Raw genomic sequence first — 12,507 nt, 5'->3', positions numbered from 1 at the left:
GTGCGCGGGGAGAAAGGCGGCATGGGGCCGGGCATCGAGGACCGGCTGAGGGAGCTGCGGGAGCTTAGGAGGCGGGCCCTCGAGGGAGGGGGCCCGGAGAGGGCTAGGAGGCAGCGGGAGAGGGGCAAGCTGCTCGCGAGGGAGAGGATAGAGGCCCTCCTCGACCCCGGCAGCTTCCAGGAGATAGGCTGGCTCGTCTCCACGCGGGGCAGCCTCTTCGGGCTCGATCGCAGCCGTGTCCCCGGCGACGGCGTGGTGGCGGGCCTCGGGAGGATAGGCGGCCGCCCCGTCTACATATTCGCCCAGGACTTCACCGTTATGGGCGGCAGTATAGGCGAGATGCACGCCGAGAAAATAGTCCGGACCATAGAGCTTGCCGTGAAGAGCGGCGTCCCGGTGATAGGGCTCTGGGACTCCGGCGGGGCGAGGATCCAGGAGGGGGTCGCAGCGCTCCACGGCGTCGGGAGGATACTCAACGCGATAGTCCAGGCAAGCGGCGTCGTGCCCCAGATCTCCCTGGTCCTCGGCCCCGCCGCCGGCGGGGCGGCCTACGCCCCAGCCCTCATGGACTTCACCATAGTCGTCGACGGGATAACCTACATGTTCGTGACCGGGCCCGACGTGGTGAGGGAGGTCACGGGCGAGGAGGTGGACTTCGAGAGCCTCGGAGGAGCGAGGGTGCACAGCGGGAGGAGCGGAGTGGCCCACTTCAGGGCGGGCAGCGAGGAGGAGGCCTTCGAGACTACGCGGAGGCTGCTAAGCTACCTCCCCGACAACAACCAGGCCCCCCTCCCCATAGCTGACACGGGCGACCCCGTGGACCGGGAGGACCCGGAGCTGGACGCGATAGTGCCGCCGGACCCGGTGAAGCCCTACGACGTGAGGGAGGTGCTCGCGAGGGTATTCGATACGGGCAGCCTGCTCGAGGTGCAGGCCGAGTGGGGCCCCAGCATAGTGACCGCCTTCGCCAGGCTAGGCGGGATACCCGTCTGCGTCGTCGCCAGCCAGCCCCTGGTAATGAGCGGCGCTATAGACATCGACGCCTCCTGCAAGGCGGCCCGCTTCGTAAGGTTCTGCGACGCCTTCAACCTCCCTATAGTGACGTTCGTAGACGTGCCGGGCTACATGCCGGGGACGAGCCAGGAGCATGGAGGCATAATAAGGCATGGGGCGAAGATGCTCTACGCCTACGCCGAGGCCACTGTGCCCAAGATAACTGTGGTGCTCAGGAAGGCCTACGGCGGCGCCTACATAGCTATGGGGAGCCGCTCTATGGGCGCCGACCTGGTGCTGGCCTGGCCCACCGCCGAGATAGCTGTGCTCGGCGCCGAGGCCGCGGTGAGGATCCTCTACCGCCGCCAGCTGGCGGCCGCCGAGAACCCGGAGGAGCTGCGCCGCAGGCTGACCGAGGAGTACCGCAGGACCTTCCTCAACCCCTACCGGGCGGCCGAGCTAGGCCTCGTAGACGATGTTATAGAGCCCCGGGAGACGAGGAAGAAGCTCTACAACGCCCTATCGGTGCTGCTCGGGAAGAGGGAGCAGAGGCCCCGGAGGAAGCACGGCAACATACCCCTCTAGCCCTCCCCCAGACACTTTATCCTGGCCAGCGGCTCGCCCCGGGCCAGGCCCCGGCCCGGCTCAGCCACCTCCTCTACCACGCCCCTGCAGGGCGAGTGGACCTCGTTAACCATCTTCATCGTCTCCAGGATGACTATCACCTGGCCCTCCTCGACCCGGTCCCCAGGCCTCACCCTCACCTCCACAACCTTCACCGGGAGCTTGGCGCGGAGGACGCCGCCGGCGTCGAGCTGGACCAGCCACTCCTCCCTGCGGCGGCCCCTCTGCGCCCCGGCGGCGTGGCCGCGGGACAGCAGGGAGGGGAGATGGTAACTGCCGTAAGGGGTCTCCAGGACATCCCCCACGAGGCGCGCCCTCACCGTGAGAACGCGGCCGCCGACCTCGAGCCTGGCCTCGTAGACCCCGGGCGCGGTCTCCCGGATCTCAAGCAGCCTAGCTCCAGGGCGGCCAGGGCCATCCATGGCCCGTTACCACCGCTGCCGTGGAGAATGCGGCTGCCGGAGCCCGGGGGCCGGGGAGCCGGGCCACGCCGCGGAGGCCCGAGGCTATAGCTGCTGCCAGGGCCCGCCTCTCGCCGGCCTGGCGGAGGAGCTCGGGGAGCCTCTCCTCCAGGGTGGCGGTGTCGTACTCGCCGTCGGCGAACCAGGGGCTATCGACTACGGCGCGTAGGAGGTCCAGGTTGGTCTCGACGCCCGCTACGACCATGTCGCCGAGCGCCGCCCGGAGCCTCGCCACCGCCTCGCCCCGGTCCATCCCCCGGGCTATCACCTTGGCGAGCAGGGTGTCGTAGCGGCTCGAGACCGGGACGCCCTCGGCTATCCCCGAGTCCACCCGTATCCCGGGGCCCCTAGGCTCCCGGTACCTCGTGACCACGCCCTCGGATGCCTGGAACCCTGCCCAGGGGTCCTCCGCGTAGACGCGGGCCTCCACCGCCCAGCCGTGGAGCCTCACATCCCGCTGGCTTATGGGGAGCCGGGAGCCCGCCGCAACCAGGAGCTGCATCTTCACCATATCCACTCCGGTGACCTCCTCGGTCACCCCGTGCTCGACCTGGAGCCTCGTGTTGGCCTCTATGAAGTAGGCCTCGCCCCTGCCGTCGACCACGAACTCTATGGTGCCGGCGCTGGTGTAGCCCGCGTGCTCCGCGAGCCGGAGCGCGTAGTCTATGAGCCTCTCCCGCAGCCCCCGGCGCCTCTCCGCCAGCGGGCTCGGGGCCTCCTCCACCACCTTCTGGCGGCGGCGCTGGAGGCTGCACTCCCTCTCGTATAGGTGGAGCAGCACGCCGTCCTCGTCGCCGAGGACCTGGACCTCGATGTGCCGGGGCCTCTCGAGGTAGCGCTCCACGTAGACCTCGCCGGCGCCGCCGAAGCCGAGCTCGGCCTCCAGCGAGACGAGCCTGTAGAGCCGGGCCGCCTCCCCGGGCCGCCTGGCCACCCTCATCCCTCTGCCGCCGCCGGCCCGCGACGCCTTGATCACCACGGGGTAGCCGAGCCTCCTGGCGCACTCCTCGGCCTGCCGGGGGCTCCGGGCCCTGCACCAGGGAAGGGTCGGCACGCCGAGCTTCTCCGCCAGCTGCTTGGCGCCCGTCTTGTCGCCCAGCATCCTCATGGCCTTGGGGCTTGGCCCGGCCCATGAGATGCCAGCGCTGAGCACCTTCTCGGCGAACTCGGGGCTCTCGGAGAGGAAGCCGTAGCCCGGGTGGAGCACGTCCGCGCCAGCCTTCACCGCCGCCTCTATTATCGAGTCGGGGTCGGTGTAGCTCCTAACCGGGAGCGCGAGCACGCCGGCGGCGACGTGAGGGCTGGCGCGGTCGTCCTCCTCGTAGATCGTGACGGGCTCCCAGCCGAGCTCCCTGGCGGCGCGGGCGACGCGGATGGCAACCTCGCCGCGGGCTGCTATGAGCACCCTCTTAGCCACGGCGCCGGCACCCTTGCGGCTGGATTCTTCACAACCGAGCGAGGGCTCCCAATACTTAAAAATATAAAGCTTAAGGCGGCTGGCGAAACCGGTGTACGGCGGCAGTCGTAGATAAGGCTTATATACGGGGGGCTGGGAAGAGTGGTGCTCCACGTCATCCTCACACACCTCCCCATAGAGGTCTACGACGCCCTCCCCTCCACCATGGACGCTGAGCCCCCCGGGCTCCCCGGCGTTGTAGCAGCGCTCACGCAGACAAGGGGGAGAGGGCGCACAGGGGCCTGGCTAAGCCCCCGTGGGGGAGCATGGCTGACCATAAGCCTCCCCGCCGGCGCTGCCGCGGGCCCCCGGCTGCCCGTGGCCGTGGGCGGCTGCCTGGCCGCGCGGCTTGAGAACCTAGCCGGCGCCGGGCCCGGCTCCATAGAGGTGAAGTGGCCCAACGACCTCTACACGTACCGGGGCAAGCTCGCCGGGGTGCTCGTGGAGGAGAGGGGCGGAGCGCTGAGGATAGGGGTGGGGGTCAACGTGTACAACGAGGCCCCCAGGGGCGCCGCGAGGCTCGCGGACCTGGGCTACCGGGGCCCCCTGGCCGAGGTATACCTGGCCGTTGTGGAGGCGGTGCTCGATGCCGCCCGGGACCCGGGCCGCTGCCTCGGGGAGGCCCGGGAGAGGGACGTGCTCCGGGACGCATGGGTCGAGGTGGAGACCCCCTGGGGCCCGGCGGCAGGGGTGGCGAGGGGGATCACGGGCACCGGGGCCCTGCTCCTGGAGACCACCCACGGCCTCCGCGAGGTCTACTGCTGCCGGGTGCTAGGCTGGAGCAGGGACGGCAAACCCCATCGCCGCGGTATTAGCCGGGTGTAGACGGGGCCGGAGCAGCCCTGCCCCCGCACGAGGGTGATAACTGTAGTAGAGGGGTGCGTGGGCGGTGATCCTCTCCGACCGCGACATATACTGGTACCTGGATAAGGGGCTGCTGCGCATCGAGCCGCTCTCGGAGGATACTGTCAGGGAGAATGGTGTGGACCTGAGGCTAGGCGGGGAGCTCTGCAGGTTCCGGGGGGACGCGCCGACGCTGGACACCCGGGGGGAGATCGACCCCAGCGCCTACTACGACTGCAGGAAGGTGGACCCCGACCACGGCTTCGTCGTGGCGCCGGGGGAGCATGTGCTGGCGACCACGCTGGAGGAGGTGTGCCTCCCCGACGACCTCGTCGGCCTCGTGAACGTGAGGAGCACGTTCGCACGCCTGGGGCTCTTCGTGCCGCCCACCGTGATAGACGCGGGGTTCTGCGGCCAGGTCACCGTCGAGATAGTGGGCGGCGGGTTCCCCGTCAAGCTCTACCCCGGCCACCGCTTCCTACACGTAGTCTTCGTGAAGACCACCAGCCCCGTGGCCAGGCCCTACAGGGGCAAGTACCAGGGCCAGCGCGGCGTAACACCACCCAAGATGGATTAGAGAGGTTTACGCGCACGGGGCTCGCCTGGAGCCGCCCCCGGCGAGCCGCAAGCACGCAAAGCATGTCGCGCAGTATTGTGGCAAGCTCCTCGCCGGCGCCAAGGTAGTCTAGAAGCTGCTTAGAGTCCAGGAACTCGTGGTAGAAGTTGGCGGGAGCTGCTCCAGAGCCTCGAAGAGGCCACGAGCAGGCCGGGTCCTGCCATAGAGGCTCTCATAGAGCGTGGCCAGCCTCGTCTTTACGAGCATCTTGGCCTCCTGGTGGCGCCGCAGGGCCTGCCGCCAAGGAGCAGCGATATCATGGAGAGCATGGTAAGCACCATGGACCATGGTAGCTCGCCTGCCCTCACAAGCCGCCTCCGGTTTTTAGCTCCCCGTATTGGATGTAGCGTCTGCGCAGCGGCTTCTCGTAGAGAGCCGGCGTGTCTACGAGGCTCGTAGAGCAACCCCGGCGAGCAGGAACCTGCTCTTAAGAGACGGTATCCTTCCGTCCTCGGCTACGTATCTCTCGAACACGTTAACTCTATAACCCATAAGCTGTTTCTCTCACCAGCGCCACCTATGGATATACAGCCTGGATCCATGTTGAGCTCTCTAAGCTTCTCCTTAAGCCTCTTAACGACGTCGGCGGCATTCCTTACCGGCTCCGCCTCTGGCAGGCCCCCTTGGCACACACTGGTGGGAACTGCCCTATAAAGACATTAAACTTCGGCCCTTCTGGAAGCCGTCGGCAAAACACGCCGAGGGTAGTAGTCTAAATAAACCCCGGCCCGGAGCTCCGCGATACTCTAACACGGGCTTGGGCGGGGCCGTCGTCTAGCTTGGTAGGATGCCAGCCTGGGGACGCACCCCGCCGCCCCCGGCGCGGGGGCGGGCGCCAGAGCGCTGGTGGTCCCGGGTTCAAATCCCGGCGGCCCCACCATTCTCTCCGGGGAGTCCCCCGGCCTTACAGGGCCCAGCGTTCCCCGGAAAGCACAGCGGCCTAGGAGACTTCACAAGACACTTCACAATCACACCACGTAGTACTCCGGACTTTCCTAACCCTTCTCTATGGGCTGCCGGCGATTACACACCTCGTGCAGTACACTACCGAGGCGATAGTGGCGGAGGTGCGTGCCTAGCCCGCTTCCCCAGGCGCCTCCATCCCCCCGTACTCTAGCCCCTAGGCAGGCGTGGAGAGCTCCAGGACCCGGTGGCCCTCCTCCCGGAGCAGCTCGGCCACCTCGTCCAGGCTCCGGTCCACGATCCTTGAGCGCCGGTACCTGCCCCTAGCGAGGGCCTCCGCCGCGCTGGCCCCCAGGAGGCGTTGGAGCAGCCTCGCTGGCCTCTGGGCCTGGGGCCCCGGCCCGGGCTCGGAGAGTGGTGCCGGCGGGTGCACGAGGAGGCCTCTCCCCGTCACCGCCGCCGGCCTGTCCCCCGGCCGGAGCAGGTGGGGGCTGTGGCGCAGCTCCGGATGCCTCTGGAGTATCGCGGCCCAGCCCTGCTCTGAGGCGTCGAGGATCTCCCGGACCTCTAGCAGGCCCACCAGGTAGACCCCCGCCCTGCCCTCGGCGGCTGCGCGGCGGAAGGCGCGGCGTATCTCCCCCAGGCTCCTGGGCCTGCTCCAGAAGCCCTCAGCGTACACGGCGAGCCCCGCTATGAAGCCGATTACGTCGCCCCTCCCCAGCCGCCGGGGCAGCCTGCCCCGGGGCGCGGGGTAGTCGGTGTAGAAGCCGAGGTCCAGCCGGGGATCGTTGTGGAGCAGCCACCAGGCGTCGCTGGGGAGGAAGCCTGCCAGGGGGTCTCCCAGTGCACTGGTCCCTGGCGAGCCAGGGGAGGGTGTCGGGGCTCGCCCTCTCCGCTAGGGTCTCGGGCACCGGGATGAGGGTTGCGCAGCCCAGGTCCCGGTGGAGTGGGGAGTAGTAGCCTCCCCCGGGCAGGCTGCCGGTGTCCAGGAATACGCGGAGGAGCAGAAGCCTCCCAGCCACCCCGGGCCGGCCCCAGGGGGCCCCGGGGAGGGCCTAATCTACTTAATAGAGCCCCGGCGCCCAGGCTCCTTAGGATACCAATCAGGGGCGTGTAGGCGTAGGCAAGGGTTGAAGGGTGAGGCTGCCCTGGCGAAGAAGAGGAGGAAAGGCGGCGGGGAGGAAAGCAGGAAGGAGATCCCCCTGCCCAGCAAGGAGGAGGGCACCATACTCTGCGTCGTGGTGAGGGTGCTGGGCGCCGACCACCTGCTGATACGCTGCCAGGACGGCGTGGAGAGGAAGGCGAGGATCCCGGGCAGCCTAAGGCGCCGCATGTGGATGAGGGAGGGCGACATAGTGCTGGCGGCGCCCTGGGACTTCAAGCCCGACCGGGCTGACGTGGTGTACCGCTACACTAAGGAGGAGCTGAGGAAGCTGGTCGAGAAGGGCCTGGTGCCCCAGGAGCTGCTCGAACTGTCCGAGGAGCTGGCATAGAAGCCTGGAGCAGGGGAGCAGTGTTTTTACCCAAGGGGGGCCTCGGCCTTCAGGAGATACCTCATCCCCTCCCTGCTCCTGGAGGCTGTGCCTCCACTGGAGGGTCGGCTATCCTGGCCCTCCTCACGCCCGATGGGGGCTAGGGCTGGGGCGGCTCCCAGAGCTGCGTCATACGGGTCCTGCGCAGCCTGAACATTGTGCGCTCCAGGAACCTGTATACTGTGCTGTGCTGCCTGCCCTGGATAAGCATCTCTATAGCCTGCTTGGCTATGTTCGCCGTCTCGAAGTCCCCTATAATCGCCACGTAATTGCCGTAGACCGATATGTATGTGCCGGTCATCTCCTCTATGGTCTTCCTGGCCTTCCCCTTCTCCCCTATAATCCTCCCCTTGACCCTCTGGAGGTGGTTGGGTGCATCGCCTACGTACTGCTTGAGGTCTATGACTACGAGCACCTGGTCGTCCTCGAGGAGCCTCATAGCCTTCTCCGGGCTGAATCCGTATGCTATGGCGCGCACCACCTCCTGGGCCTTCATAACCATGTAGGGCGGCACGTCCGGCGCCTCGGGCTCGATGATGACCATGCCGGTGCTGCTGTCAACCGTTATCTTCGTCCGGGTCCTCCTCATCACCTCCGTCTTGACCCTACCGCCCTCCCCTATGAACACCCCTATCCGGTCCGGGGGTAGCCGCGCGTAGAGCCTCAGGAGGCCTGGCGCTGCCCTTGCCCCCTGTCCTCCCTCCTCTCCTTCCCGGGGCACTGTGTCCTGCATGCTACCACCCGCCTAACCAGCTCCTCTGGCTCGGGCAGCTCCACTCCTAGCTGGAGGGCGAAGAACCTGTATATGTTCTCTATGTCATGGCGCAGGAAGTCCTGGGCGTTAGGGTGCTCCAGCGACACAGCCTGCGCCACGTCTATCACGTAGAGCCGGTCGTCGAAGTAGACTAGGTTGTACTCGCTGTAGTCCGCGTGGACAAGCCTGGCACAGCAGTAGATCCTCATGTACTGCTCCAGCGCCTCCCGCGCGAGCCTCTCGGCCAGCTCCGCGTCCAGCTCGTGCCTTATCTCGTGCAGCGTGGGCGCCCTCAGCCCCCCGCGGCCCAGGAACTCCATCACGATAATGTTCTGGTACACCAGGTAGGGCCTGGGGACTCGGACCCCGGCTTCGTACATCCTCCGGAGGTTCCGGTACTCCTTCCGGGCCCAGGCAAAGAACAGCTTCTTCGTGTTACTGGTATCCACGTTCTCGAACCTGGGGTCGCCGAGCAGGTATTTCTGGATGCTCTTCCTAAACTCCGCTGTGACCGTGAGATATATCTTTACAGCGTACTCGCGCCCATCCCGGCCCACTGCGCGGTAGACCCGGGCCTCCTTGCCAGCGCTCAGCACGCCTGCAAACCGGTCGAGCCGGAGCCTCCTCATGACCTCGTAGGCTGCTAGCAGCGTCTGCCGGTCCCAGACCTCCTCCACGGTCTCGAAGAGGTCCTTATCCTTCAGCCGCTTGTACCGCCTACCACCCAGCCCAGCAACACCCCTCTCCACCAGCCAGCTGCAGGCCCGGCACCCGCCAGAGACGCCCGCGGGGGATACTGGTGGTGCAGCCCCTCCTATCCCTTACCATGCATGAGCGGAAGAAGAGTGGAGCACCCTGGGGGGCGCAGAGTAGGAAAAGGGGGGCTAGAGGTCCAGCGGCCACTGGCCCCACTCCTCCTAGGACTTGGCTGCTGCCAGCTGCTCCTGCCTGGGCTTCTCCGGGGCCAGTAGCACGTAGAAGAGGTACACTAGTGCGATCGCCAGCGCCGATAGGAATACTACAGTCATAGTTACCACTCCCTTATCGCGGCTATGCTGTTGGTAACCTCTTGTAGGCTGAAGTACTTCTCGATGCCCATGCTGGCGAGTATGCTCTTCACCGTGGGCCCATCGTCTAGCAGCACCACAGAGTTCACAGCCTCGACAACCCTGGGCAGGGCCTCCTTGAGCACCTGTATGCCGAACTGCGGCAGAGCCGACACCGGCACCCTGCCGGTCAGCACGTCGGGCCAGACCGCTATGAAGAACGGGTACTGGCTGAACGCGTTGAGGTACTCGCCCGCCAGTATGGTGAGCAAGCCCAGTATGCCGCCGAGCAGCAGGAACCTGGCCTTGCCGGGGCTCATCCTGCCAGCGGCCAGCGCGGGTATAGCGACAGCCAGGGCTATCAGCTGTATGCTGGCAAACACCATCTTAAGCACGAAGAGCCAGGACATGTTGTAGTAGACCTTGCCGTCAGCAGTCTTCCAGCCGAGGCTGGCGAACACGTTGTTGAACTTATAGGGTACGTTCTGCAGGGATACAGCGTACCAGACGCCGAAGAGGGCTGTTATAACCAGCGCTATTATGGCGGGGGTGGCTGTCATCCTCGCCACGCGGAGCGCGGCCCTCCTCTCCTCCTCGCTCTTGGCGCGGAAGAACGCCTTGTAGGCGTATGCGCCCGCCACAACGCTTAGGGTGGCAGCGAACGCCGCTGCTATGCTCTTCAGGTAGAGCGGCCAGTAGGTCGGGTTCTTGGTCAGGGCGGCGCCGACGTCGAGGTAGAACTTGTTGTGCACCGGGTCGTAGCCGAGGCCGGCCGGGATGTTGAGGAATGCGAAGACGGCGCGGAACCCTAGGGGTATTAGAAGCGCCGAGATGCCGAGCAGCAGGCCTATGAAGTGGTGAGCGGCCCTGCTCCAGCGGTCCCAGCCGTACCAGAAGGCTGCTATGCTGAAGAAGTGCAGTATTATCGCGAGTATCGCTATGCCGAAGGGTATCAGCGTTATATGGCCGGCCAAGCCCAGGAACTTGGGGTAGTAGCTCAGCAGGAACACTGTATACGCTGTGCCGAAGACGCCCGCGACACCGTATGTGGCGGCGTAGAACTTCATGAGCTCCCTCGCCGGCCCCTCCAGCTCCTTTTCGCCCCGGTCAGCCCTCCACTTCAGGTAGGGCACCAGCCAGGCCAGCCCGATACCAAGGTTAACCATCACTATGTGGGCTCCGAACATTATTGCCAGGAAGGCTGGCGCTATCCCTACCATCCCATCTCCCCTCTCCATGGCTACACACTTATCTAGCATATTTAGGGTGTTAAAAAATATACGTTAGAGGCTCAATGCATAGAGCAGCTATAGCAAGTAGTAAAAAGAAGAGTGAGCGTCAAGGGCTGGTGAGGCGCTAGGCCGTGAACTTCTCCGGCTTGCCGGGCAGCCAGAGTATCCTGTATACCGCGTACACCAGGGCACCAAGCATTATGAGGAAGTAGGCAGCCACTAGGCCCAGCTCCCATGCCGGCGGCGGGTTGGCCGTGCCGGCAACGTCGACAGTCATCATTCCGTATATGCTCCACGGCTTGCGGCCAACCTCCCTGACAACCCAGCCCATGGTGCTCACCAGCTGCGCCACGGCGGCAGCCACTATGGCGGAGGCTAGCAGCGTCCTCGGGTACTTGCCGCGTATACGCAGTATGTTGAGCAGCGCGTCCGCGAAGCCCCAGCGGTCGCGCAGCACCACCAGGGTCATGAGGGCTGCGTAGAGGCCGAGCAGTATCCCTAGCCCTACCTTGGCGTAGTAGATGTAGTGGATCATTATCGGCGGCCTGCAGTCCTGCACCGGCGGCGTGTTTGCCAGCTTACAGATGCAGTAGTCCCTGGGTATCTTGTCGTAGTCGGGCAGCTTAGCGTTCATAGAGCCGTAGGCTATAAGCGGCATTATCTTATCAGTGCCTAGTAGCCTTGAGAGGCTCAGTATGTGCTGGCTGGTACCCTCCATGGCGGCGAACTTCTCGGGGTTGTACTCGGCCACCGCCTCACCCATTAGGTGGCCCGCTATGAAGCCCTGGTAGACTATCGCTATCAGCGTGAATATTGTGGCGAACTTGAAGGCCTTCTCGACGTAGCGGCGGTACCTGGGGTCAGCGTTCTCCGGCATCCTTAGAAGCCGGAGGGCGTAGGCAGCCATCACGGTGAAGCCGGACACCGTGAGGCCGGCGCCCAGGGTATGGGCTATGCTTGCCAGGTACACAGGGCTCTTGAAGGTTATGGACATGTAGCCTACACGCCTTACAGTGGTCATCACTATGTAGTCTAGGACATTGAACACCGGCACCTGCAGCAGCGTCTTGACCGGATCACTGCCGGAGGCTAGCAGGCTGCTGCTCGGCAGGCCTAGGTGCTCGGCGAGCTGACGGAGCTGCTCTGGGGACAGCTGCTCCACAGCCTTCACGTTGACGAAGCCGCCCTTGACGAGTATGCTGTCCTTGAGCGCCACCCCGGTGAAGGCCTCGCGCACTAGCTGCTGCACGACCCTAACCGGTATCGCCACCTTATAGGAGTCGCCTGCGTCGCCGAGCACCTCGACGCCAGCGGCCGCCAGCTTCTTTATGTCAAGTAGCTTGGCCACATCCTTGGGCAGGTAGATGGCCAGCTTCGGGTAGCCCTGGCTGTAGAGGTAGGTGCCGTCAGGCTCGTAGGCGGGTAGTATGCCGGTGGGCGCCACCATGAAGCTGTTCACGCTGATAATCATGCTGGCGCTGTACCAGGCGCCGAGGAAGCCGAAGAATGCCACCACCGCTAGAGCCTTTGTGAGATATCCTATTCCAGCCGTACCATAGCATGTAGAGGAATATTACCTCCATCATGAAGGCGAATATCTCCATATATAGCGGGAAGTAGATGTAGCGGCCCGCCGCCTCCGTCAGGTTGGGCCACAGCAGCACTAGGCCAAACTCGCTGGCGGTGCCCGTGGCAGCGCCTACGGCGAACACTAGTATGAAGCCCTTGGCTAGGGTCCTGGCTAGCCTCATCCAGTCCTCGTCGCGGCTCCGCAGGTAGAGCAGCAGCGCCAGGAACGTCATGAATGGCAGGCCGAGCACGTACTGCAGTATATCCCAGTGGAAGTCGACACCAATGAATGACAGTAGCCTCATACCGGGCAGAGGGTACCCGGACCAGTATGCAACGCCTGCCATGGCCGCAGCCCCTCCTCATACCGCTCCCTTTTCTCCAATGCACCATTTACGTACGAAAAGTCTTGGTTGCCCTATTTTAAACATAACTGTTACTTGTACTATGATAGAGTAGAATCGTGTATTATGCTTGT

Annotated in this window: 12 protein-coding genes and 1 tRNA gene; 5 read left to right on the top strand and 8 right to left on the bottom strand. The window is 65.0% G+C overall.

Going from position 1 to position 12,507, the window contains the following annotated elements; all coding sequences use genetic code 11:
• Nucleotides 1-21 precede the first annotated feature (21 nt).
• Entirely contained in the window at nucleotides 22-1,578 is a 1,557-nt protein-coding gene (locus tag ACZ42Y_RS05965) for an acyl-CoA carboxylase subunit beta (RefSeq protein WP_058370831.1), read from the top strand.
• Here ACZ42Y_RS05965 and ACZ42Y_RS05960 read toward each other — a convergent pair.
• Together ACZ42Y_RS05960 and ACZ42Y_RS05955 are read right to left on the bottom strand one after the other, a co-directional pair.
• Entirely contained in the window at nucleotides 1,575-2,039 is a 465-nt protein-coding gene (locus ACZ42Y_RS05960; protein WP_058370832.1) for an acyl-CoA carboxylase biotin carboxyl carrier protein subunit, read from the bottom strand. The genes ACZ42Y_RS05965 and ACZ42Y_RS05960 overlap by 4 nt on opposite strands.
• A complete protein-coding gene (locus ACZ42Y_RS05955; RefSeq protein ID WP_464735271.1) occupies nucleotides 2,011-3,495 on the bottom strand; it encodes an acetyl-CoA carboxylase biotin carboxylase subunit in 1,485 nt (494 codons plus the stop codon). Before ACZ42Y_RS05955 ends, ACZ42Y_RS05960 begins: the two co-directional genes overlap by 29 nt.
• Before the next feature lie 141 nt (nucleotides 3,496-3,636).
• On the opposite strand from ACZ42Y_RS05955, the gene ACZ42Y_RS05950 reads away from it, so the two are divergent.
• From ACZ42Y_RS05950 to ACZ42Y_RS05940, 3 genes are all read left to right on the top strand, one after another.
• Nucleotides 3,637-4,359, top strand: coding sequence for a biotin--[acetyl-CoA-carboxylase] ligase (locus tag ACZ42Y_RS05950; protein WP_058370834.1), 723 nt, complete (start codon nucleotides 3,637-3,639; stop codon nucleotides 4,357-4,359).
• Nucleotides 4,360-4,423: 64 nt separating this feature from the next.
• Entirely contained in the window at nucleotides 4,424-4,954 is a 531-nt protein-coding gene (dcd, locus tag ACZ42Y_RS05945; RefSeq protein WP_464735270.1) for a dCTP deaminase, read from the top strand.
• Between the two features lie 802 nt (nucleotides 4,955-5,756).
• A tRNA-Pro gene (locus ACZ42Y_RS05940) sits at nucleotides 5,757-5,873 on the top strand.
• A gap of 240 nt (nucleotides 5,874-6,113) precedes the next feature.
• Here the strand turns inward: ACZ42Y_RS05940 and ACZ42Y_RS05935 are convergent.
• A complete protein-coding gene (locus ACZ42Y_RS05935; RefSeq protein WP_058370837.1) occupies nucleotides 6,114-6,575 on the bottom strand; it encodes a hypothetical protein in 462 nt (153 codons plus the stop codon).
• Nucleotides 6,576-7,044: 469 nt separating this feature from the next.
• On the opposite strand from ACZ42Y_RS05935, the gene ACZ42Y_RS05930 reads away from it, so the two are divergent.
• Nucleotides 7,045-7,389 carry a translation initiation factor aIF-1A gene (locus ACZ42Y_RS05930; RefSeq protein WP_058371408.1) on the top strand — a complete coding sequence of 115 codons (345 nt, stop codon included), beginning with the start codon at nucleotides 7,045-7,047 and terminating at the stop codon, nucleotides 7,387-7,389.
• A 139-nt stretch (nucleotides 7,390-7,528) separates the two neighbouring features.
• Here ACZ42Y_RS05930 and ACZ42Y_RS05925 read toward each other — a convergent pair whose 3' ends face one another.
• From ACZ42Y_RS05925 to ACZ42Y_RS05905, 5 genes are all read right to left on the bottom strand, one after another.
• Nucleotides 7,529-8,161 (bottom strand): KH domain-containing protein, encoded by a 633-nt coding sequence (locus tag ACZ42Y_RS05925; protein WP_058370838.1) that lies wholly within the window; start codon nucleotides 8,159-8,161, stop codon nucleotides 7,529-7,531.
• Complete coding sequence (locus ACZ42Y_RS05920) at nucleotides 8,092-8,931, bottom strand: serine protein kinase RIO (RefSeq protein WP_236698141.1); 840 nt, start codon at nucleotides 8,929-8,931, stop codon at nucleotides 8,092-8,094. The genes ACZ42Y_RS05925 and ACZ42Y_RS05920 overlap by 70 nt, the downstream gene beginning before the upstream one ends.
• Nucleotides 8,932-9,212: 281 nt before the next feature.
• A complete protein-coding gene (locus tag ACZ42Y_RS05915; RefSeq protein WP_464735269.1) occupies nucleotides 9,213-10,448 on the bottom strand; it encodes a cytochrome ubiquinol oxidase subunit I in 1,236 nt (411 codons plus the stop codon).
• Between the two features lie 136 nt (nucleotides 10,449-10,584).
• Nucleotides 10,585-11,976: a cytochrome ubiquinol oxidase subunit I gene (locus ACZ42Y_RS05910; RefSeq protein ID WP_464735268.1), complete on the bottom strand. Its 1,392-nt coding sequence runs from the start codon at nucleotides 11,974-11,976 to the stop codon at nucleotides 10,585-10,587.
• Nucleotides 11,867-12,376, bottom strand: coding sequence for a cytochrome ubiquinol oxidase subunit I (locus tag ACZ42Y_RS05905; protein ID WP_464735267.1), 510 nt, complete (start codon nucleotides 12,374-12,376; stop codon nucleotides 11,867-11,869). Before ACZ42Y_RS05905 ends, ACZ42Y_RS05910 begins: the two co-directional genes overlap by 110 nt.
• Nucleotides 12,377-12,507 lie beyond the last annotated feature (131 nt).

The sequence above is a fragment of the Pyrodictium brockii genome, from assembly GCF_055379715.1.
The sequence above is the reverse complement of the archived record's forward strand: the minus strand, read 5'-3'. Positions and strand labels throughout refer to the sequence as shown.